The 19,762-nt window shown below is 60.7% G+C and carries 18 protein-coding genes; 10 read left to right on the forward strand and 8 right to left on the reverse strand.

Translation table 11 applies throughout. The features are described 5' to 3' along the window. Positions 1-21 precede the first annotated feature (21 nt). The gene (locus XX99_RS19625) at positions 22-951 is read right to left on the reverse strand and encodes a dehypoxanthine futalosine cyclase (protein ID WP_050061043.1); all 930 of its coding nucleotides are present in this window, start codon (positions 949-951) and stop codon (positions 22-24) included. Positions 952-1,403: 452 nt separating this feature from the next. Here XX99_RS19625 and XX99_RS19630 point away from each other — a divergent pair, with 452 nt between their 5' ends. The 3 genes from XX99_RS19630 (at position 1,404) to XX99_RS19640 (ending at position 6,120) form a co-directional block, all read left to right on the forward strand. Continuing rightward, the gene (locus XX99_RS19630) at positions 1,404-2,636 is read left to right on the forward strand and encodes a DUF481 domain-containing protein (RefSeq protein WP_050061044.1); all 1,233 of its coding nucleotides are present in this window, start codon (positions 1,404-1,406) and stop codon (positions 2,634-2,636) included. 100 nt (positions 2,637-2,736) lie between these two features. Continuing rightward, positions 2,737-4,806: a RecQ family ATP-dependent DNA helicase gene (locus tag XX99_RS19635; protein ID WP_050061045.1), complete on the forward strand. Its 2,070-nt coding sequence runs from the start codon at positions 2,737-2,739 to the stop codon at positions 4,804-4,806. 414 nt (positions 4,807-5,220) lie between these two features. Next, positions 5,221-6,120: an Fpg/Nei family DNA glycosylase gene (locus tag XX99_RS19640; RefSeq protein ID WP_050061046.1), complete on the forward strand. Its 900-nt coding sequence runs from the start codon at positions 5,221-5,223 to the stop codon at positions 6,118-6,120. A 56-nt stretch (positions 6,121-6,176) separates the two neighbouring features. Here XX99_RS19640 and XX99_RS19645 read toward each other — a convergent pair whose 3' ends face one another. Next, entirely contained in the window at positions 6,177-6,806 is a 630-nt protein-coding gene (locus XX99_RS19645) for a carbonic anhydrase (protein ID WP_050061047.1), read from the reverse strand. Positions 6,807-6,948: 142 nt separating this feature from the next. On the opposite strand from XX99_RS19645, the gene XX99_RS19650 reads away from it, so the two are divergent. The 4 genes from XX99_RS19650 (at position 6,949) to XX99_RS19665 (ending at position 10,260) form a co-directional block, all read left to right on the forward strand. Beyond that, positions 6,949-7,521: a TetR/AcrR family transcriptional regulator gene (locus XX99_RS19650; protein ID WP_050061048.1), complete on the forward strand. Its 573-nt coding sequence runs from the start codon at positions 6,949-6,951 to the stop codon at positions 7,519-7,521. A gap of 83 nt (positions 7,522-7,604) precedes the next feature. Next, positions 7,605-8,588 carry a ring-cleaving dioxygenase gene (locus tag XX99_RS19655; RefSeq protein ID WP_050061184.1) on the forward strand — a complete coding sequence of 328 codons (984 nt, stop codon included), beginning with the start codon at positions 7,605-7,607 and terminating at the stop codon, positions 8,586-8,588. Further along, positions 8,585-9,226, forward strand: a complete 642-nt coding sequence (locus tag XX99_RS19660) for an alpha/beta hydrolase (protein WP_050061049.1) — start codon at positions 8,585-8,587, stop codon at positions 9,224-9,226. Before XX99_RS19655 ends, XX99_RS19660 begins: the two co-directional genes overlap by 4 nt. Before the next feature lie 14 nt (positions 9,227-9,240). Continuing rightward, positions 9,241-10,260 carry a UDP-N-acetylmuramate dehydrogenase gene (locus tag XX99_RS19665; protein ID WP_050061050.1) on the forward strand — a complete coding sequence of 340 codons (1,020 nt, stop codon included), beginning with the start codon at positions 9,241-9,243 and terminating at the stop codon, positions 10,258-10,260. A 58-nt stretch (positions 10,261-10,318) separates the two neighbouring features. Here the strand turns inward: XX99_RS19665 and XX99_RS19670 are convergent, their stop codons facing one another. From XX99_RS19670 to XX99_RS19690, 5 genes are all read right to left on the reverse strand, one after another. Then, positions 10,319-12,406 (reverse strand): phosphocholine-specific phospholipase C, encoded by a 2,088-nt coding sequence (locus XX99_RS19670; RefSeq protein ID WP_050061051.1) that lies wholly within the window; start codon positions 12,404-12,406, stop codon positions 10,319-10,321. 264 nt (positions 12,407-12,670) lie between these two features. Next, complete coding sequence (locus XX99_RS19675) at positions 12,671-13,411, reverse strand: ATP-binding cassette domain-containing protein (RefSeq protein ID WP_050061052.1); 741 nt, start codon at positions 13,409-13,411, stop codon at positions 12,671-12,673. Further along, positions 13,401-14,090 carry a molybdate ABC transporter permease subunit gene (modB, locus tag XX99_RS19680; RefSeq protein WP_050061053.1) on the reverse strand — a complete coding sequence of 230 codons (690 nt, stop codon included), beginning with the start codon at positions 14,088-14,090 and terminating at the stop codon, positions 13,401-13,403. The genes XX99_RS19675 and modB overlap by 11 nt, the downstream gene beginning before the upstream one ends. After that, entirely contained in the window at positions 14,091-14,873 is a 783-nt protein-coding gene (gene modA, locus XX99_RS19685; RefSeq protein WP_231581509.1) for a molybdate ABC transporter substrate-binding protein, read from the reverse strand. Continuing rightward, entirely contained in the window at positions 14,866-15,267 is a 402-nt protein-coding gene (locus XX99_RS19690; protein WP_050061054.1) for a helix-turn-helix transcriptional regulator, read from the reverse strand. The genes modA and XX99_RS19690 overlap by 8 nt, the downstream gene beginning before the upstream one ends. A gap of 170 nt (positions 15,268-15,437) precedes the next feature. Here XX99_RS19690 and thrC point away from each other — a divergent pair, with 170 nt between their 5' ends. The 3 genes from thrC to trxA all read left to right on the forward strand — a co-directional run bounded on the left by thrC (position 15,438) and on the right by trxA (position 18,675). Further along, a complete protein-coding gene (gene thrC / locus XX99_RS19695) occupies positions 15,438-16,820 on the forward strand; it encodes a threonine synthase (protein ID WP_156186100.1) in 1,383 nt (460 codons plus the stop codon). After that, complete coding sequence (thrB, locus tag XX99_RS19700; RefSeq protein WP_082125731.1) at positions 16,817-17,737, forward strand: homoserine kinase; 921 nt, start codon at positions 16,817-16,819, stop codon at positions 17,735-17,737. The genes thrC and thrB overlap by 4 nt, the downstream gene beginning before the upstream one ends. Before the next feature lie 530 nt (positions 17,738-18,267). Further along, positions 18,268-18,675, forward strand: a complete 408-nt coding sequence (trxA, locus tag XX99_RS19705; RefSeq protein WP_082125732.1) for a thioredoxin — start codon at positions 18,268-18,270, stop codon at positions 18,673-18,675. Between the two features lie 100 nt (positions 18,676-18,775). Here the strand turns inward: trxA and XX99_RS19710 are convergent, their stop codons facing one another. Beyond that, positions 18,776-19,579 (reverse strand): 2-keto-4-pentenoate hydratase, encoded by an 804-nt coding sequence (locus XX99_RS19710; RefSeq protein WP_082125733.1) that lies wholly within the window; start codon positions 19,577-19,579, stop codon positions 18,776-18,778. Between the last annotated feature and the right edge of the window lie 183 nt (positions 19,580-19,762).

A 19,762-nucleotide genomic window follows, 5' to 3' on the forward strand; every position in this document is an offset into this window, starting at 1 on the left:
GATCCTGCTACTTAAGCTTTATCAACTCAGAAGCATCGTCCGGTACATCGAATCGCGCTGTGCAGGTTTGAAGCCGGCGTCGCGAATGATGCGGCGCAGCTCTTCCTCGGTTGTAGCTTTTGCCGGATTCTCATCCGGAATTGCTGCTCCTACATCGTTCGCGCCGAAGCGGAGACCCATCTGCAGGACTTTGAGTCCCTGCGCGGCCCACGTCGCCTGCACATTGTCGATGCTGTCGAGGGAGAGCCGGGAAATGGCAAGGACCTTCAGGTATTCGACCGCAGTTGCCTCTTCCATGCTTCGGCCCGCAAGCGCAGCGCTGCGGGGGACGAAGGCGGTAAAGCCACCAGTCTCTTCCTGAAGGCTGCGAATTTGATCGAGGAAGTCCACGCGCTGCTCCAGCGACTCACCGGCGCCGAAGGCCATTACAGCGCTGGTCGCCATGCCCAGTTGATGCGCGGTGCGATGGACCTGCAGCCAGTTTTCGACGCTGCATTGCGAAGCGGTGTTTTCGTCTGTTTGAAGATCGGCACCCTCGCCGGAGATCGAATCGAGTCCGGCGTCGCGCAGACGGGTGAGGGTTTGTTGAATCGAGAAATGGCTGGATTCCGCGAGAGTCAGGATCGCTGGCGCAGGGAAGCCGCGAAGCCAGATTTTGGCGTAGCGCTGCTTGATCGCGCGAACCACGCTCTCCAGGTCGTCGATCTTCGGGCCAGGCTGCAGATTCCCGAGCAGATGCACCCCTACCCCGCCGCTCTCCAGGGTCTCGTCGATCTTCTTAAAAACCGCATCCAGGCCGCCAGCGGAGGGATACGGAACGCTGCGATCGAGCATGTAGGTGACCACGCCTTCAGGATGCAGCCGACGCCGTACCGCGTCCGCTTCCATGCCCAGGCCGATCAGGTCGTCGGAGCGGAAGAGATCCAGAGCCTGTTTGCGTGTGATTGCCATCTTTTAATCTTAAAAGATGTTGAAGTTGGAGACCACCTCCTGCCTCAGTAGCTACCCATTGCCCATCTCTGATCTCGCACATCGCGACGCCACGGATCTTTTATCGCAAGAACGCTAGGCAAAATTTCACAATTAGATTTGGCTGTCGTATGTGGGGTGGCATCCTCAGCGCGCCGATAGGGCATCCTAGCGGCCAGACATGGTCTTTACTCGCAATCTACTATCCCGGCAAGGCTCCAGGTCCATCCTCACTACGGGTTTCCAAGGCTGGTTCGCAAAGGCCGGTATCGCGTCGAACGCGATATTCTCCTGCGGCCGGAGCGCGATACCATAAATTGAGGCAAGCCGGTTCCTATTCCAGCTTCCATTCATCCCAGGTCCCGCCCGGTGAAGTTTCGGGCAAGCGGTATCGGTGAAGACCGAACTTCGAATTCCCAGGAGTCATCTTTCTCATGTCATCGCGCAGAAATGCGGTCCTCTTTTTTCCCTCGTTCTCCGCTTTTCTCTTGGCACTTTTCACATTGCTTGCGTTAGGCCACGCGATTGCAGCGGAGCCCGACTCAGCCTCCGCCAAGGATGCCAAAAAGGCTCCGCCGGACGTGATTGTCTTCAGCAACGGCGATCAGCTTTCGGGCACCTTTGTGCGCGAAGTCTCAGGAACGGTAACCTTCCACAGCGATATTGTTGGCGACATCAACGTGTCTTGGGACAAAATCAAAGAGCTGCGCACGCTGAGCAAGCTGGCAGTTCTGGATAAAAGTGTGACTCCGCAGCGGCACAAGCTGCCTCCGAACATACCGCAGGGAACCATCTCTGTTTCTGACGAAATGATCACCGTGCATCCCGATAACGGGGTTCTGATTGAGCCCATTCCGGTCAAGAGCGCGCAGTACATCGTGGACGAAGCCACCATGACCAAGGAGCTGATCGGCCATCCGGGAATACTGGAAGGTTGGAACGGCGCTGCGACAGCAGGCGCGACCATCGTGCAGGCCACGCAGAAGCAATACACCTTCAACGGAGCTGTAAATCTCGCGCGCGTGGTGCCCACGGTGACCTGGCTCAACCCCACCAGCCGCACCACCATCGATTTCACTGGATCGTACGGTAAGATCACGCAGCCGGCCTATACGTCGGAGGGTGTTTTCTATCCCGAGACAGATACCAAGAGTGCCATCTACCACGCCGACGCCGAGCAAGATCAATACTTCTCGCCGCGCGTTTATGCGTTGGGACAGACCGCGTTCGATCACAACTACAGCCAGGGACTCGATCTGCAGCAGATCTATGGCGGCGGCATTGGCTGGACGATCGTGAAGCAGCCGAAACAGCAGCTCGACATCAAGGCCACAATCCAATACGAGAAGCAGACGTTCATCAATGCCAGCTCGGGCGTCAATCAGGACCTGATCGGTTCTACCTTTGCCGGTGTATATCTGCTCAAGCTGCCGAAGGGGATTATCTTCAATCAACAAGTCTCCTACATTCCCGCTTACAACAACTCCACTGCCTATTCGGCGAACGAAACCGATACTCTCATCTTTCCCATGTACAAGAAGCTGAGCTTCACGGTGGGCACGATCGACAGCTACTTGAACAATCCTCCTCCGGCCGTGCCTCCGACGCTGCGGAACTCGTTCCAGTTCACCTTTGGCGCTACGTACGCTTTCAAATCCACGTACTGAGCGTGGTTGATCGGTCCCGCGCTTGAAGTTCCAGGCGCGGGACATCCGGCATATCGCTGGACGTGACGTTGCGCGGTAAACTGGGAACAATCGCCCCGCAATGACAAGTCTCGTCGAGCCAGTTTCCGCTTCACCATCCGATGTGTTGCATCGAACCTTCGGGTTCGCCGGCTTCCGCTCCAATCAGGAGGCGGTCTGCATGGCCGCCATCTCCGGGCGCGACGTGCTGCTGGTGATGCCGACCGGATCGGGCAAGTCGCTCTGCTACCAGCTGCCGGCGGTAGTTCGCGGCGGGACGGCGCTGGTGATCAGCCCCCTGATCGCGCTCATGGAAGATCAGGCAGCGAAGCTCGCGGCTCTCGGATTGCGTGTGGCGCGCATTCATTCCGGGATGGACCGCGAAACCTCGCGCGACGCTTGCCGCGAATACCTGGCGGGACGGTTGCAGTTCCTGTTTATCGCGCCGGAGCGGTTGCGGGTGCCTGGCTTCGCCGAGATGCTGGGCAAGCGCAAGCCGAACCTGATCGCCATCGACGAGGCGCACTGCATCTCGCAATGGGGACATGATTTTCGTCCCGACTACCGGCTCCTGGGGCGATCCCTCTCACTCTTGCGACCCGCTCCGGTGATCGCTTTGACCGCGACGGCGACCCCGGTAGTGCAGAACGACATCGCCGAGCAGTTGGAGATGAAATCCGGAGCGCGATTCATCCACGGATTCCGCCGCGACAACCTGGCCATCGAAGTGGTGGAGGTTTCGAAGCCGCGGCGTGCGCAGTTCTGCGCCGAGCTGCTTTCGCTCAAGGAGCGGCGTCCGGCGATTATCTATGCCCCCACACGTAAGGAGGCCGAAACCACAGCCGCCGAGCTCGCCGAGTCCTATCCCAGCGCTGCCTATCACGCGGGCCTCGATGCCCAGGTGCGGGAGCGCGTGCAGCGCGAGTTTCTTTCCGGCCGGCTGGAGGTGGTGGTGGCCACGATCGCCTTCGGCATGGGCATCGACAAGGCCGACGTCCGGACCGTGATCCACACGGCGCTGCCCGCCAGCGTGGAAGGCTATTACCAGGAGATCGGCCGCGCGGGCCGCGATGGGCTGACCAGCCGGACCATCCTGATGCACTCGTTTGCCGACCGCCGGACTCACGATTTTTTCTATCAGCGCGATTATCCGGAGTTAGCCGTGCTTGATCGCATCGTGCGCAAGCTCGGCAGGGATGCTCGCCCCGCGGATGAGCTGCGCTTCGATCTCGATATGGATGCGGAGGTATTCTCCAAGGCTCTCGAGAAGCTGGAAGCGCATGGCGGCGTCGTGATCGATTTCGAAGGCACCGTGACGAAGGGTGAGCGCGCCTGGCGCGACCCTTATGCGCGGCAGTGCCAGCACCGGCAGACGCAAATCGAAAAGATGCTGCGCTTCGCCGAGGGCGGACATTGCCGCATGAGCATGCTGGTCGAACACTTCGGCGACGACGAAGATGCAGGCGAGCGCTGCGGACTATGCGATTTCTGCGCTCCCGCCGAGGCCATCGCGCAGGTCTTTCGGCCGCTCGATCATCGCGAGGAAGATACTGTTTTCGCCGTGGTGCGCGCGCTGCGGCCGGTTCAGGGCATGTCAACTGGCAAGCTGCACAAGCAGCTCTTTCCCAATGAGCAAATGGAACGCGACGAGTTTGAAGCATTGCTGGTCGCGATGGCGCGCGGCGGCTACGCGTCGTTTGAAGACGCCGAGTTCGAGAAGGACGGCCGCACCATCGCCTATCGCAAAGTCAGCTTGACCGACGCCGGGGAGGAGATCGAGAGCAGCACGCGGCTGCGGCTATTTCTCCCCGATGCGGGCGCGGAGAGCAGCGCAAAGGGCCGCTCTCGCGGCAAGGGAGCGCGTTCGACGGAAAGAACGCCCGCTGCGAAAAAGAGTGCTGCGCCCGCCGCTGAAGTCGCATATTCGCCGCAGGAAGCGGAGCTGGATAAAAAGCTGCGCGCGTGGCGGCTCGACGAGGCGAAGAAGAGCGGCTTCCCGGCATTCCGCATCTTCGGCGACAAGACGCTGCGCGGGATCGTGCTGGAACGGCCGCGCACCCTGGAAGACCTGCTGCGCGTGGATGGAATCGGCCCGGAAAAGGCGTCACGCTTTGGAGAAAGCATCTGCGCCCTGTGTTCGGTGAGTGAATAGTCTTTTTATCTCTAGTCTTCCGAGCCATTGATTTCTCGTAGAGGATTGTCATCCCGACCGAAGTGGAGGGACCTGCAGTTTCTTTTCAGTTCGGCGCCATAGCCGAGCCGGATAAATCCACGACGTACTTCTGCGCAGTTTTTTATTTTTTAATTCGTTTGATGCGGACACTTATCGTCTCTCCCTTCACGAGGATGCTGTGAAGGATGGAGCACCCGAATGTGTCTTCATCTTCGAGAGACTGCAGGTCCCTCGGCTCGCGGTGCTCGCTCGGGATGACAACTCCAATGTGAGCTAAAGACGATAACTTCCACGCGAGTCCAATTAGGTATCGGGCGCATAGGGTCTGACTCAGCTATTGCTGGCGCATTCTTGCATCGCGAGAACAGGCCGCTCTCCTTTAAGCTTGCAGGCATGCCGGAGCTGCCGGACATCGCCGCTTATCTCAGCGCTCTCGAAGCCCGCATCGTCGGGCAGCCTCTGATCCGTATTCGGATTGCCAGTGCCTTTCTGCTCCGCACCGCGCAGCCTCCGGTAGAAAGTGTCGAAGGTCGCGTGGTGCGCGAGCTGCGCCGCATCGGCAAGCGCATCGCCATCGGCCTCGATGGCGATCTGTGGCTGGTCCTGCACCTCATGATCGCCGGCCGTTTGCACTGGCGTGCACCGGAGGCAAAGCTGGCCGGCCGACAGAGCCTGGCTGCCTTCGATTTCCCCAACGGGTCGCTGGTGCTTACCGAAGCAGGGAGCAAGCGTCGCGCCTCGCTGCACATCCTCAGCGGCGAGGACGGCCTGCATTCGATCGATCCCGGAGGGATCGACGTCTTTGCCGCTGATCTCGACGCGTTTCGCGCTGCTCTGACCGCTGAAAATCGAACGCTCAAGCGGGCATTGACCGATCCTCGCGTGCTGAGCGGGATCGGCAACGCGTACTCGGACGAGATTCTGCATGCCGCGCAGCTTTCGCCGATCACGCAGACGCACAAGCTGAAACCCGAAGAATGGCGGCGGCTCTACGATGCAACGCGGCAGACGCTCACGCTATGGATCGAGCGATTGGAAGCTGAGGCGAAGGCCGGCTTTCCAGAAAAAGTAACGGCCTTTCGCAAGGATATGGCAGTGCATGGGCGGTACGCCGAGCCCTGTCCACGATGCGGAGAGAAGATCCAGAGGATTCGCTACGCGGATAATGAAACCAACTATTGCGCCCGCTGTCAGACCGGAGGCAAGGTGCTCGCCGACCGCAGCCTGTCCCGGCTGCTGGGCGCCGATTGGCCGCGCACGCTGGACGAACTGGAAGCCCTCAAGCGGCGGTGAGCCTCAGTGTGAAGACCCACCCACAGGAGCTAGTCTTCCGATCACTCACATAGGCGTCACTCTCCGTCGATGACGACAGGTTTGAAGGCGTGTATGGCTTCGTCGTACACAAGAACGTTGCCGGAGCCTATTTCGTAGACCCATCCGGAGATGATCAGCTCCCCGCGCGCGATGGCCCCCGCCACGGACGGGTGCGTCTTGGCATGAGTCATCTGCATGAGTACATTCTGCCTGGTCAGGTTCGTGAGGAAGTCGTCGTGAGTGTCGACTTCGCGGGCGACGCTCATAGCGGCCTCGGCGTTGCGCAGCCAGCGACGCACGGTGGGCATCCGCTCCAACTGCTCGGGATTGACGAGAGCCTTCATGGCTCCGCAATCGGTGTGGCCGCAGATCACCAGGTGCTGCACCTTCAGGGCGGCAACCGCGTATTCGAGAACAGCCGAGACGCCGCCTAACATTTCGCCGTAGGTGGGCACCATGTTGCCGATGTTGCGGGTGACGAAGATCTCCCCCGGATCGGACTGTGTGATCATGCCGGGATCGATGCGCGAATCGGCGCAGGCCACGATCAGGGTGTGCGGCCTCTGCGGCTCGGACTCGGCCTTGATATACGCATCCCTGCGTTCCGGATAGACCTCGGTGCGGAAGCGCCGAATTCCCTCGATGAGCCGCTGACGAACATCCATGCTTCGTTCTCCTCCGGATATCGTATCGTGGGCTAGTTCCCGGTAGTTGAGGGATGGGTCGCGCATGGCTGGATCGAAGCGCCGTTTCTCGCACCAGCTCGACGCAGAATCGTTGAGCCTATACTCAAAAATAGGAGATTGCTTGGCCAGGCTCAGGAGCGAAGACAAGCGCAATGCGATTCTGCTGGCGGCAACGCAGATATTTGCCGAGCGCGGATTGAGCGCGCCAACTGCGGCCATCAGCAACGTGGCGGGGGTAGCGGAGGGAACGCTCTTCACCTACTTCAAGACCAAAGATGATCTCCTGAACGCGCTGTATTGCGAACTCAAGACCAGCCTCGCTCAGGCCCTGATGTCCGGCTTTCCGCGCCGTTCGAGCGTGCGTCATCGCCTGCAGCATGTGTGGGACCAGTACATTGAATGGGGAATCGCCAACCCGGCGGAGCAGAGGGCTCTGAAGCAGATTGAAGTCTGGGGCGGCCTGGCCGAGGAATCAAAGAGAGCCGGTTTGGCGCCCTTCGAGGAAATCCAGACGATGGCAGAAGATGCCGTCGCGCAGCGCGTCATCAAGGATCTGCCCCAGAGCTTTATCGCCGCGACGATAAGCGCGTTGGCGGAGACGGCAATTGATTTCGCGCGCAACGATCCCGCGAAGGCGGAGCAGTATCGCTCCTCGGGATTCGAGATACTGTGGGCAGGTATTGCTCACCCATAGGGAGCAAATGCAGAAAACGGCAGGTCCGCCTGCAGGTGAATCGTTTCTTCAAAAAAAGAATCTTAGTCGTCAAAGGACCGAATATGCCAAGCCCTATTGTGGGACTTCATCACGTAACTGCCATCGCCTCTGACCCTCAACAAAATCTGGATTTCTATACCGAGGTGCTGGGTCTTCGCTTCGTCAAGCGCACCGTCAACTTCGACGACCCCGGTACTTACCACTTTTACTTTGGAGACGACGCGGGTTCTCCGGGAACCATCCTCACCTTCTTTCCCTGGCCGCACGCATCGCGTGGTCTGGCCGGCGTGGGCGAGGTAACCAGAACCGCCTTCAGTGTGCCCTCTTCTTCGCTTGACTACTGGATCCAGCGGCTCAGCGATCAGAAGATCCTGGTGGAGCGAAGCGGCCAGCGCTTCGAAGAGCAGGTGCTGACCTTCCCCGACCCCGACGGTATGAAGCTTGAGATCGTGGCTCATGCCGACGCGGGTCCGGTGAAAGCTCCGCGCTTCGCCTCGGTTCCGCCGGAGCATGCGATTCGCGGCTTCTTCGGTGTCACGCTCTATGAGCGCGACGCGACAGCAACCACGGCAATTCTGAACGTGATGGGATTTCATAAGGTCGACGAACAGGGCAACCGCCTGCGCTTTGCCGCGGAGGGAAATGCACTCGGAAACCACATCGACCTGTACATCGATCCAAGCGCAGCCTACGGCCGTGTAGGCGCCGGGTCCGTGCATCACATCGCGTTTCGCGCCAAGGACGATACCGCGCAGCAGGAATGGCGGGAGGAGATCGCGAAGCATCTCGATGTCACGCCGGTGCTCGACCGCACCTATTTCCACTCCATCTATTTCCGCGAACCGGGAGGCGTGCTGTTCGAGTTGGCAACCGATCCGCCCGGATTCGCCTTGGACGAGCCGATTGAATCTCTGGGCGAGGAGCTGCGGATTCCAGAGTGGCTGGAGCCCAGGCGTGCGCTGATCGAGAAGCGTCTCACTCCGCTTACGCTGCACAAGGATCTGCCGCCGTTCGAGGCCAAAACCGAGCAGGGAACAGCGGTATGACCAGCGATCCTCATCGGGATGGGCCGCTTCAGCACTTTGGAGCGCCCCTCGAAGAAGCTGCGGGAGCGGTGATTCTGTTGCATGGGCGCGGCGGGTCGGCCGGCGATATTCTGTCGCTGGCCCAGGCGTTCTATCTGCCGAAGCTGGCCTATCTCGCACCGGAAGCTGCCGGTAATACCTGGTATCCGTACTCGTTTCTCGCGCCCATCGAGCAGAATGAGCCCTGGCTTTCATCAGCCTTGCGGCGGGTGGCGACCACGGTGCAGTCGGCGCTCGATGCCGGTATTCCCGCAGAACGCATCGCCATCGGCGGCTTCTCGCAGGGCGCATGCCTGTCTACGGAGTTTGTGGCCCGTCATCCGCGGCGCTATGCCGGTCTGCTTGCCTTTACCGGCGGGCTCATCGGTCCCCCGGGCAGCGATTTAACCCACACCGGCGATCTGGCTGGCATGCCGGCCTTCTTCGGCTCTGGCGATCCCGACCCGCACGTTCCCTGGCAGCGCGTGGAGCAGTCGGCATCGGTCTTGCGCGGAATGGGCGCGAAGGCGACGGCACGGCGCTACGAAGGCCGCCCGCACACCATCACGCCCGAAGAGTTGGACTTCGCCAAGCGGCTAATCGACGAGGCGTTCGCCTAGTATCCTCATTCGAGATGCATTTTCTCGAACACGTTCCGCTAGCTCCGCACACCACCTTCAAGATCGGCGGCCCGGCGCGGTGGTTTGCCGAAGCCGCCAGCGAAGAAGAGATGCTCGAAGGCGTCCACTTCGCCCGCTCGCGCCATCTGCCGCTCTTCATCCTCGGAGGAGGCAGCAATCTACTCGTCTCCGGCGAAGGCTTCCCCGGTCTCGTTCTCCACGTCGCGAATCGGGGAATCGAGCAGCAGGAAGATACCTTCCGCGTGGCTGCCGGGGAAGACTGGGACCATTTTGTCTCCTACGCGGTCGAGCGGAACTACTCCGGCATCGAATGCCTGGCCGGCATTCCCGGCACCGTAGGTGGAACGCCCGTTCAGAATGTAGGCGCCTATGGGCAGGAGGTCTCCGAGACCATCTTCAACGTGCGCGTTCTCAATCTGAACACGCTTGGTTTCGAAGATCTGCAATCCGCGGCCTGCGGCTTCGCCTATCGCCAGAGCATCTTCAACACGACCGAGCGTGGCCGCTATCTTGTAACGCGTGTCGATTACAAGATAGCGAGGAATGGCGAGCCCCGCATTGCCTATGCGGATTTGAAAAAGCACTTCGGCGAGAATGCAGCTCCCACGCTCGCCGAGGTCAGTACAGCGGTACGATCGATCCGCCACCAAAAGGGCATGCTGATTATGCCTGACGATCCGGACTGCCGCAGCGCGGGAAGCTTCTTCAAAAATCCCATCATCTCCGCGGAGCACTACGCCCGCATCGCTGGGCGATATGAAAAGGAAATCCCGCGCTATCCCGCTCCCAGTGGACAGGTCAAGCTTCCCGCTGCATGGTTGCTTGAGCAGGCAGGATTTCACAAAGGCTACACGCTGGGAGAGGCCGGCATCTCCAGCCGCCATACGCTGGCTCTAATCAACCGAGGCCACGCCGAAGCCGACGACATCCTTGCTTTGCGCGATCGGATTATTGCCGAGGTACAGAACAGGTTTCAGATCCGGCTCGAGCCTGAGCCGGTTTACGTCAGTTAAGAAAAAAATCCCGGCCCTCCTGCAAGGGCCGGGAATAAGGTTTGAAAGGCGATCGATCTTACGCAGTGGCGATCGCGGGATCGGTGATGCTGTCTTTGCCGGTCTCGACATGGCCTGCGAGCTGCTGCGAGAAGCTGCTGTCGGAACTCACCGTGATGGTGAAGTCGTACCAGCCGTGGCTATCGGTCAGCGTCCATGTTTCGACGAATGTCTGGCCGGGAGCAAGCGTGCGGGTGATCTTGTCGCCGTAGTACGCGTCGGCGACGGTAATGGTCGTCCTGCTGGTGCTGGCATTGACGGCTTCGAGCGTGATGCCGCCGCCCCGGGTGTCATATTTCACCTCGGTGACGAGGTTGGCTTTCCCCTCCCCAGCCAGGCTTCCCTTATAAGCGCGGAAGAAACCATTCGGTCCATAAACCGAAAGGTCGTAAGTGCTGCCGCTCGTGCCGGCGAAACTATCGGAGACCTGCTCGCCGGCGCCTACCGTGTAGATCCACGGTCCGGTTGCGCCTTCTTCCGCTCGTACCTGCAGAACTGCAGCCGAACGGCCTGCATTCGCGAAGTTGATCGCGAACTTGCCGCTCGCGAAGTTGGGCTCGCCGACGACATAAAGCTCATACGGCACCGCGCGTGCAGGACGCGTGCCCGGCTCCTGTACTGGAAGCGCCTGATTGGCCGGTGGAACCGGAACATAATCGTCATGGCGCTGGTTATCCGGTGGAATGTAGGAGGTGGTGCTGGGCAGGGGCACAGTTGCGTCGTTGGGACTCGCGAAATTAAATGCCGAGGTCAGGTCTCCGCTGACCGCGCGACGCCACGCCGTGATGTTCGGTTCCTTCAAGCCGCCGTACTCCGCGCCGAAGCGTTGCTGGATGAAGCGGATCAGTGAGGTGTGGTCGAAGACCTCCGAATTCACCCATCCGCCCTTGCTCCACGGCGAGATCACAACCATCGGAACCCGCACTCCCATGCCGTAAGGACCGGCCGCGTACTCGGAACTGCCGGGGAAGATCTCATTGGTCGTGTCTACCGTGGAGATGCCCTGCGCCCGTGTCTGCGGAGGAGTCAACGGAACCATGTGATCGAAGAAGCCATCGTTCTCGTCGTAGGTGAGGAAGAAGGCGGTCTTGCTCCATACTTCGGGGTTCGCGGTCAGTGCGTCGAGAATCTGCGAGACATACCATGCGCCGTAGTTTGCCGGCCAGTTGGGATGTTCGGTGTAAGCTTCCGGAGCTACGATCCATGAAACCTGCGGAAGCTTGTTCGCCGCCACATCGGCGCGGAACTGGTCGAAGAGCGTACCGCTCGCAGAAATATCGGTGCCGACTTTGGCGCCGTCGGCCAGCGGGCTGCCGGCAGGCGCGTTCTGATACTGGTGGAAGTACAGCAGGGAGTTGTCGCCGTAGTTGCCGATGTAGGCGTCATCGGTCCAGCCCCAGAACTGGCTGGCATTGAGACCAAGCCCGATGTCCTGGTAGATCTTCCACGACACGCCTGCGCTCTGCAGTACTTCGGGGAAGGTTGACCAGCCATAGCCGGCTTCGGCGTTGTCGATAACCGGACCGCCGCCGCTGCCGTCGTTACCCACCCAGCCCGTCCACATGTAATAGCGGTTAGGATCGGTCGGGCCAAGCAGCGAGCAGTGGTAAGCATCGCAGATAGTGAAGGCATCGGCCAGCGCGTAGTGGAAGGGGATATCGCTGCGCACCAGGTGCGCCATCGAAGTCGTCCCCTTGTTCGGAACCCACTGATCGCAGCTGCCCTGGTTCCAGGCATCATGCGTCGTCGTCCAGTCGTGCGGCAGATCCTGAATGAACTGCAGGCCGAGGTTCGGCGCGCCGGGATGGAAGGGCAGCAGCGTCTCTCCATTCACGTCCGCAGTAGTTGGCTGATAGAAGATCGACTTGCCGGAAGGCAGCAGCACCGCCCGCGGATCGCCGTAGCCGCGCACGCCGCGCAGCGTTCCAAAATAGTGATCGAACGATCGGTTTTCCTGCATCATGACCACGATGTGTTCGACGTCGGCGATAGTTCCGGTGCGGTGATTGGCGGGGATGGAAAGGGCTTTCGCGATGCTGGCGGGAAAGGCAGCGCTCGCTGCGCCAGTAGCTAAAAGTTGAAGGAATGTACGGCGATCTGTACTCATGGGGGCTCCTCACAGGGAAAATTAGTGCAGCCTAAGCTCGCCCGCAAAACTAACGATCGGTTGTTGCGGTTGCATGACAGCCGCGTTGTAATTCGAGAAACCTGCAAAGATGAGGTATTCGGGTCAGAGCATTCATGGTGCCGTAACTATCCATGCCGCTGGAAAGGTATTTGCCAGTAGTTTCCGAAGTAGTCTGTGAGGAAGCTAGCGAAAGGCAATTCTGAAGACTACTTTGAGACTACTTTCGCACTTAAGACGATCTCTTTACCTTGAAGGAGTCGACGCGCCGAGCTGTGCCAGCAGCTGTGACCGGTAGTCTGCCAGCACCACACGCGCTTCGCCCTGCGCCACCACTTGTCCGGATTCCAGCACGATGGCGTTGGCATTGGTCTGCCAGGCGTCGGCGAGATCGTGTGAGACGTACAGCACCTGCACTCCACTGGTGCGAAGGGCTTCGATCATAGCTACGCGCGCAGTTACGTCGAGTGCGGCGAAGGGCTCGTCGAGCAACAGGAGTTCCGGCTCGGGAGCCACGGCGCGCGCCAGCGCAACCCTCTGCCGTTCGCCTCCCGAGAGTGCCGCCGGACGGCGCTCAGCCAGCGCCTCGGCGCCAAAGAGACGCAGCATCTCGGCAACTCGCGCCTGGCGCGCCGATGGCGCGAGCGAAGTCAGTCCGAACGCAACATTGGCCCGCGCTGTCAGATGGGGAAAGAGCGCAGCCTGCTGAGTCACAAAGCCGATCCTGCGCTGCGCGGCTCCGGTGCCCGGTGCCACGGCAATTCCCTTTGCGGTATCGGTGAGCACGCGTCCGTGGAGAGTCAGCCGGCCGCGCTCCGCCGCCGCCAGTCCGGCAATCACGCGCAGCAGCGTGGTCTTGCCGGCTCCCGAGGGCCCGAAGAGTACGGTCCACGGCGCCCGCAGCATGAATCGCGCTCGCAGCTCAAAGCCCGCCCGCCGAAATAGAATGTCAGCGTCGAGAAGTTCCGCGGCAGCATCACTCGCCACGGTGAACTCCCGTTGAAACAGAGATAGCGCGCTCTCCGCGCAGCAGATACAGCGCGGCGAGCGCAGTGAAAGAGACCACTACAAGTCCCAGAGCGGTGCGGTTCGCGGCTGCGTAGTTGAAGTCCTGCACCTGGTCGAAGATGGAGATGGAAAGCGTTCGCGTCGATCCCGGAATATCGCCGCCGATCATCAGCACCACGCCGAACTCACCCACAGTGTGGGTAAAGCACAGCACCGCCGCGGTAATCACCGAACGCAGAGAAAGAGGAAGCAGAAGCTCGCCGAGCATCCTCCATCGCCCGGCGCCCAGTAACCGGGCCTGTTCGATTAATGCTGTATCCACGGCGGAGAAACCGGCGGCGATAGGCTGTACCGCAAAGGGCAGGCTATAGATCGCCGAGCCCACGACCAATCCCACGAACGAGAACGCGAGTGGATGGCCGGTGAGATGAATCCAGGCTCGTCCCAGGGCCGTGCGCGGACCCAATAACACCAGCAGATAGAAGCCGAGCACGGTAGGAGGAAGCAGAAGCGGCAGGGTGGTGATGGCCTCGACCAAAGCGCGTAGCCGCGAGCGGGTAAAGACAATCCAGAAGGCCAGCGGAATGGCCGCAATCAGCAGCAGGGATGTAGTAATCGCCGCGAGCCGCAGCGTCAGCAGTAGAGCTTGCCAGTCCACTTACTTGGCCTGCGCTCCCGTGGGCGCAGCCAGTCCGCCGGCCTCAAGGCGATGGACGATCGGAGCCGAGGCAAGAAAATCGAGGAAGCGATGAGCATCGGCAGAGTCCGCACCAGCGCGCTTGATCACGATGACGCCCTGCAGAATCGGCGGATACGCATCGCGCGGAACCAGGATGAAATGTCCGCTCGCTTTCAGCCGCGGAGTCATCGCTGACGTCAGCGAAAGGAAACCCGCCTGCGCATTGCCCGAGTCCACGTATTGTGCGGTCTGCGCAATGTTCTCTGCCACCACGAGCTTCGGCTTCAGCTCGTCATAGAGGCCGAGATGCGTAAGCGCCGCCTGGGCCGCGCGTCCGTAAGGAGCATGTTCCGCATTTGCGACCGCAATCGACTTCACCGCCGGGTCGCGCAACGTCTCCATGGAGAGTGTCTTGATTCCGGAATCGTTTCGCGTCCACAACACCAGCGTCCCTTGCGCGTAAACGGTCGGCTGCGTCTCTTCGGCTAATCCCGCCGCGATCACCCGCTGCGGAAAGCTCAGGTCCGCGGCCATGAAGACGTCGAACGGCGCGCCATTGACGATCTGCGTAGCAAGCGTAGCCGAAGACTGATACGAGGCCTCGGCATGAATGCCGGTCTGCGCGGTGAAGTCGGTGAGGATGCCGGGCAGCAGCGGCTGCAGGTCGGCAGCGGCGGCAATGCGCAGCGTCTGCTGGGCCTGCGCGAAGCCGGCAAAGAAGATCACTGTAAAGATCAGAAGAATTTTTCTCAGCTCAGACACGCAGCACCATCACTTCCGTGGATTTGATCAGCGCGGCTACCGTCTCGCCCACCTCGAGCTGCATCTCGCGAGCTGCTTCCGCAGTGATGATCGAGGTAATGATCTGGCCTCCGATGGAGAGCTTCACCTGCGCCAGAAGTCCATCGTACTTGAGCTCGACGATGCGGCCCACCAGCTGATTGCGGCCGCTGATGGTGCGCAGCATCTCCCGCTTCGGAGTGTCCGGCTTCTTGATCTTGTGCAGAAAACTGTCCAGCTCCGCCTCGGGAATGCGGTAGTGGCCGCCGGGAGTCTTCACCGTCTTAATCTTGCCGTGATAGATCCACTGCTTGATCGTGGGATAGGCGATGCCTAACCGTAAAGCCGCCGCACGCGGTGTGAGAAGAGCGGGCACGATGGGAGTTTATACGATATCTCGATGGCGTGACCGCTCCATTGCTTTAACCCGATACTGAAGCTTGACACCTGATTCATGATTTTCGCGCCGAAGGCGCAGTTGCCCGGACGGTCAGTCCGCGTGTGCTCCGACGGCCGGTCGCTGATACCCTAGAAGCACCGATCATGATGCAAGACGTACATCAACTGCGCTGCACCGGATGCGCTCGCGTTATCGCGCTCGATGCCTTGAAAGAGAACCTTCGCTGTCCCGAGTGTGGAGACCTCTACGAGGTCGAATATCCGGCGTGGTCCGTGCAATCTGCGGCCGACTCCGCTACCCGGCCTGTCAAGCGCAACCTGCCCAATCCCAGCGCGCTGCGCTGGCTGTGGAAGGAGCGCCGCACCTCGACCGAGCTCAAGGACCAGAGCGGCGTCTGGCGCTTCCGTGACCTGCTGCCCATCCTGGCTGACGAGTCCAACATCATCTCGCTGCGCGAAGGCAATACGCCGCTCTATGAGCTTCCCCGGTGCGCGCAAGCGACGGGCGTCGAGCGGCTCTATGCCAAGCACCAGGGGATGAATCCCACCGGCTCGTTCAAAGATGCCGGCATGACGGCTGCTCTTTCCGTCGCCCATGAGCGCGGCTTCGAATGGGTGGCTTGCGCATCGACGGGCAATACCTCGGCGGCGATGGCCGCCTACGCTGCGCGTGCCGGCATGCGCAGCCTGGTGCTCATTCCCGAAGGAAAGATCGCCTGGGGCAAGCTCTCGCAGGCGCTCGACTACGGCGCGCTCACCTGCCAGCTGCGCACCGATTTCGATGGCTGCGTGCGCGTGTTGAGCGAAGTGGTGCGGCGAGCACCCGTCTACCTGCTCAATTCCGTAAATCCCTATCGCATCGAAGGCCAGAAGACTCCCGCTCTCGAGATCGCCGAGCAGCTCGACTGGCAGGTTCCCGATCATCTCATCGTGCCGGGCGGCAATCTCGCCAACTCATCGGCGCTGGGCAAGGCCTTCCTCGAAATGAAGCACCTCGGCCTCACTGACCGTGTGCCGCGCGTGTCGATTGTTCAGGCCGAAGGCGCGAACCCGCTGTATCGCAGCATGCAGGCCAATGGCGGCCGCGAGCTTACAGCAGTCGAGGCGCACACGCGCGCCAGCGCCATCCGCATCGGCAACCCGGCGTCATGGCGCAAGGCAGTCAAGGTTGTCGAAGCCACCGGCGGCTGGGTGGAGCAGGCGACCGAGGCGGAGATTGCGCTGGCCAAGGCCGAGATCGGAGCCGAAGGCATCGGCTGCGAGCCGGCCTCTGCCGTAACCCTGGTTGGATTGAAAAAGCTGCTGGCAGCGGGCCGCATCGATCCCTCGGAATCGGTCGTGCTGCTGCTGACCGGCCACACGCTGAAGGATTCGGACTACACGATCCAGTACCATCGAGGCGATCTGCTGCGTGAAGAGGAGCTGGCTCCGCTGCGCCCTGAGATCGAGATCACCCGCCGGAATACGGTCGAGCTCGATGCCGATCCTGACCAGGTATTGCGCGCTCTCGAAAAGGCCGGACGGCAATGACGGGCTTGCATCTGCGCCTTCCAGCGACCTCGGCAAATCTCGGACCGGGCTTCGATACGCTGGCGCTCGCGCTCGATCGCTATCTGACGATCGAAGCCAACGTCGGCCCGGCATTCTCGATCGAAGCCAAGGGACGCAATCCTGAGATCTGCGGAGCGCTCGAACGCAATCTGCTGCTCGATGTCTATCGCAGGACTCTTGCCGCGCATCAGCGCGAAGCGCAGCCGTTGGCGCTTAAAGTCCACAATGAGATTCCTCTCGGGATGGGCTGCGGGTCGTCGGCTGCGGTGCGCCTCGCCGGCGTGGCGCTGGCCGCGCACTTCGGCGAACTGGGCTGGAGCCGCGAGCAGATTCTCGCCGAGGCTACACGCCTGGAAGGTCACCCGGACAACGCCGCCGCCTGCTGGCTGGGAGGCTTCGTAGCCGGATGTTGGGATGGCGCGAAGCTGCATGCCGTGTCTTTCACTCCTCCGGAGCAATGGCGAGCCCTGATCGTCCTGCCAAACAAGCCTCTGGCCACCGTGGCTTCACGTGCGGTGCTGCCCAAGGAATACTCCCGTGCCGATGTGGTGGCGAACCTGCAGCGCGTGGCAGTGCTGACCGCGGCTTTTGCCACCGGACGAGGCGATCTCATCGCCGAAGCCATGGGCGATCGGCTGCATCAGCCTTATCGCTCGCAGGTCTGTCCCCTGTTGCCGCCCCTCTTGCCCCTCGCGGGATCAGACGGAGTGCTCGGCGTGGCGCTCAGCGGAGCGGGACCGGCAGTGCTGATTCTGGTCAAGTCCGAAGAGGCTATCCCGTCCACCGAAGTAACGGTGCGTAAGCTGACAAGTGCCTTCGAAGATATCGAAATAGAGAGCTGCAAACTCCCCTCTGGGGCCGCAGAAATGACTGTTTCGGACATACCACTCTCGTAACCCAAAGTTACGATTACTTAAGAATTACCGAAGATTTCTTGCTTAAAGCCTAGAAACCCAATACTTTCACACCGTGGGCAGTTCTGGGGGAGGGCTGCTCTAGCGTCTGGGTTCCTAACGGGACCCGGGCGCTTTTAATTTGCGCCGATAACTTCCCTGTAACTTCCGCTTCTCCCCCCTTTACCGGATTGTCTTATTCGGCCGTCTTTCTTCCACTGTTTCTTCCTTCCCGCAGCAGTTTTCCTCCGACCGTTCGTTATCTGGTCCGAAACTCATTTGACCGGCTGTTCCGGCCTTCTGCCAGGTGAGCACCGCCGCAGCCAGTCCGCGGTATGGGGAGCGTAAACGGCTCGCTTCATTCGGTTTAACCGAAGGCCCGTCCGGCGAGGAAATTCGCCTGTTTTACAACCTTTGTTGCAGCCGTTTCGAGCGTGCTGGAATGCGACTTTTCTGGCGTTTCAGCATCTATTCTTGGGTAGACTGATAGCAGCGGGCGCGAACCCAGCTCGCTAGCAGTTCAAAGGAGGAACATGGCGGGACAAGGGACTTTCGAAGTAAGCGATGCGAATTTTGACCAGGAGGTGCTGCAGTCGGATCAGCCGGTTCTGGTCGATTTCTGGGCGGCCTGGTGTGGCCCTTGTAAGGCCCTGGGACCCATCGTCGAGGAAGTGGCTGCGCAGTACGCTGGGCAGCTGAAGGTTGCGAAGATGGACGTCGACCGCAACTCGGCTACTCCGATGCGTTATGGCATTCGCGGCATCCCCGCGCTTCTGCTCTTCAAGGGCGGCAAGGTTGCCGATCAGATCGTCGGCTACGTGCCGAAAGAGACCATCGACAAGAGCCTGTCGCGCTTCATCGAGCCTGCAGGAAAGTCGGCTGCCCAGCCCGCAGTGGCTGCAGCACAGCCTGCGGTTGGCGAGCCTGTAGTCAAGGCGTAACCAGCTCGAATTAGATCTAAGAAAAAGCCCACGGCAGAGCCGTGGGCTTTTTCCTGTCAGCCAGGCATCTGGCCACTGATGTGTTGCGCTTCCATACGGCTTAGAAGCGCAGGGTAACCACGCCGAAGGTGGAAAAGCGAGCTTCGACCGTCGATCCCAATGAGGCCAGCGCTTTGCCCGACCAGCTTCCGGTGGTGATCCAGTCGCCAGCGTGCAGCCCGGCGGTGCGATAGCTGCCTTCATTCGCCAGGTAGGTCACCAGTCTCAGCAGGTCCGTGCCGGCGGAGTTCGATGCCGTGCCGTTGAAGCGTACGGCTCCATCGACGGTCACGGTGACTGACTCCTCGGCCAGGTTTACGTTCTGCCAATCGGGAAGAGCCGGCCCATGCACGAATCCGCCGTTCATCTGTAGATCGCCGATGACTGACAGGCGAGCGGCCTTGTCTGGATCGAGAAATGCAGATTCCAGCAACTCAATTGCGGGATGGGCGCTGGCGATGGCGTCTGCCACTTCCTCGCGCGAGTAGGGCTTCTCACGCGGCGGCAGATCGTGGCCAAGGCAGAAGGCGATCTCCGCCTCCACGCCGCGCAGGCGGCGGAAGTGGTCGACAAGCTGAACTCCTGAGGGCCCGTAGCCGCCCCAGTAGGGCATGGCTGAAAACAGCGGAGTGGCGTCTGGCGATGGAGCGCCGACCTTCCATCCGCCGATCGGCCCGCAGGCCTCGGCCATCACATCCTGCAGGGCATAAGCCTCATCCAGATTGTGAGGCTGCAGATTCGCCGGCAGCTCGGCAATCGGCATCCTCTCCCGGCGCGCGCGAAGCAGAACCTCCGCCGCCTGCCGCATCCGGTCATTCTCGATTGGCGGAATTCTGTGTCCAGCTACATCCGTAGTCGTCGACATTGCTCTCTCCTCTGCGCACCGAATTATGGGCGCCGCGAATTCGTTGATGAATGGCCGTTGCCCGCGTTCTTCCCTAACTAGGAAGCGCAATCAGGCACATCCGTTACTCCGCTCTCTCTATTTTGCGGGATCAAGCTTCGAAGCTGTTGCGGAAGGGAATCGGCAAATCGATCAGGCAGTTCG

Origin of the sequence: Silvibacterium bohemicum, from assembly GCF_001006305.1 — a bacterium.
Taxonomy (GTDB): domain Bacteria; phylum Acidobacteriota; class Terriglobia; order Terriglobales; family Acidobacteriaceae; genus Silvibacterium; species Silvibacterium bohemicum.

What these genes read in the sequence shown, in the direction of transcription:
- thrB (WP_082125731.1), top strand. Translation starts at nt 16,817, where the DNA reads ATGACGGGCTTGCATCTGCGCCTTCCAGCGACCTCGGCAAATCTCGGA.
- XX99_RS19660 (WP_050061049.1), top strand. Translation starts at nt 8,585, where the DNA reads ATGACCAGCGATCCTCATCGGGATGGGCCGCTTCAGCACTTTGGAGCG.
- thrC (WP_156186100.1), top strand. Translation starts at nt 15,438, where the DNA reads ATGCAAGACGTACATCAACTGCGCTGCACCGGATGCGCTCGCGTTATC.
- trxA (WP_082125732.1), top strand. Translation starts at nt 18,268, where the DNA reads ATGGCGGGACAAGGGACTTTCGAAGTAAGCGATGCGAATTTTGACCAG.
- XX99_RS19635 (WP_050061045.1), top strand. Translation starts at nt 2,737, where the DNA reads ATGACAAGTCTCGTCGAGCCAGTTTCCGCTTCACCATCCGATGTGTTG.
- XX99_RS19645 (WP_050061047.1), bottom strand. Translation starts at nt 6,806, where the DNA reads ATGGATGTTCGTCAGCGGCTCATCGAGGGAATTCGGCGCTTCCGCACC.
- XX99_RS19640 (WP_050061046.1), top strand. Translation starts at nt 5,221, where the DNA reads ATGCCGGAGCTGCCGGACATCGCCGCTTATCTCAGCGCTCTCGAAGCC.
- XX99_RS19710 (WP_082125733.1), bottom strand. Translation starts at nt 19,579, where the DNA reads ATGTCGACGACTACGGATGTAGCTGGACACAGAATTCCGCCAATCGAG.
- XX99_RS19630 (WP_050061044.1), top strand. Translation starts at nt 1,404, where the DNA reads ATGTCATCGCGCAGAAATGCGGTCCTCTTTTTTCCCTCGTTCTCCGCT.
- XX99_RS19665 (WP_050061050.1), top strand. Translation starts at nt 9,241, where the DNA reads ATGCATTTTCTCGAACACGTTCCGCTAGCTCCGCACACCACCTTCAAG.
- XX99_RS19670 (WP_050061051.1), bottom strand. Translation starts at nt 12,406, where the DNA reads ATGAGTACAGATCGCCGTACATTCCTTCAACTTTTAGCTACTGGCGCA.
- XX99_RS19655 (WP_050061184.1), top strand. Translation starts at nt 7,605, where the DNA reads ATGCCAAGCCCTATTGTGGGACTTCATCACGTAACTGCCATCGCCTCT.
- XX99_RS19625 (WP_050061043.1), bottom strand. Translation starts at nt 951, where the DNA reads ATGGCAATCACACGCAAACAGGCTCTGGATCTCTTCCGCTCCGACGAC.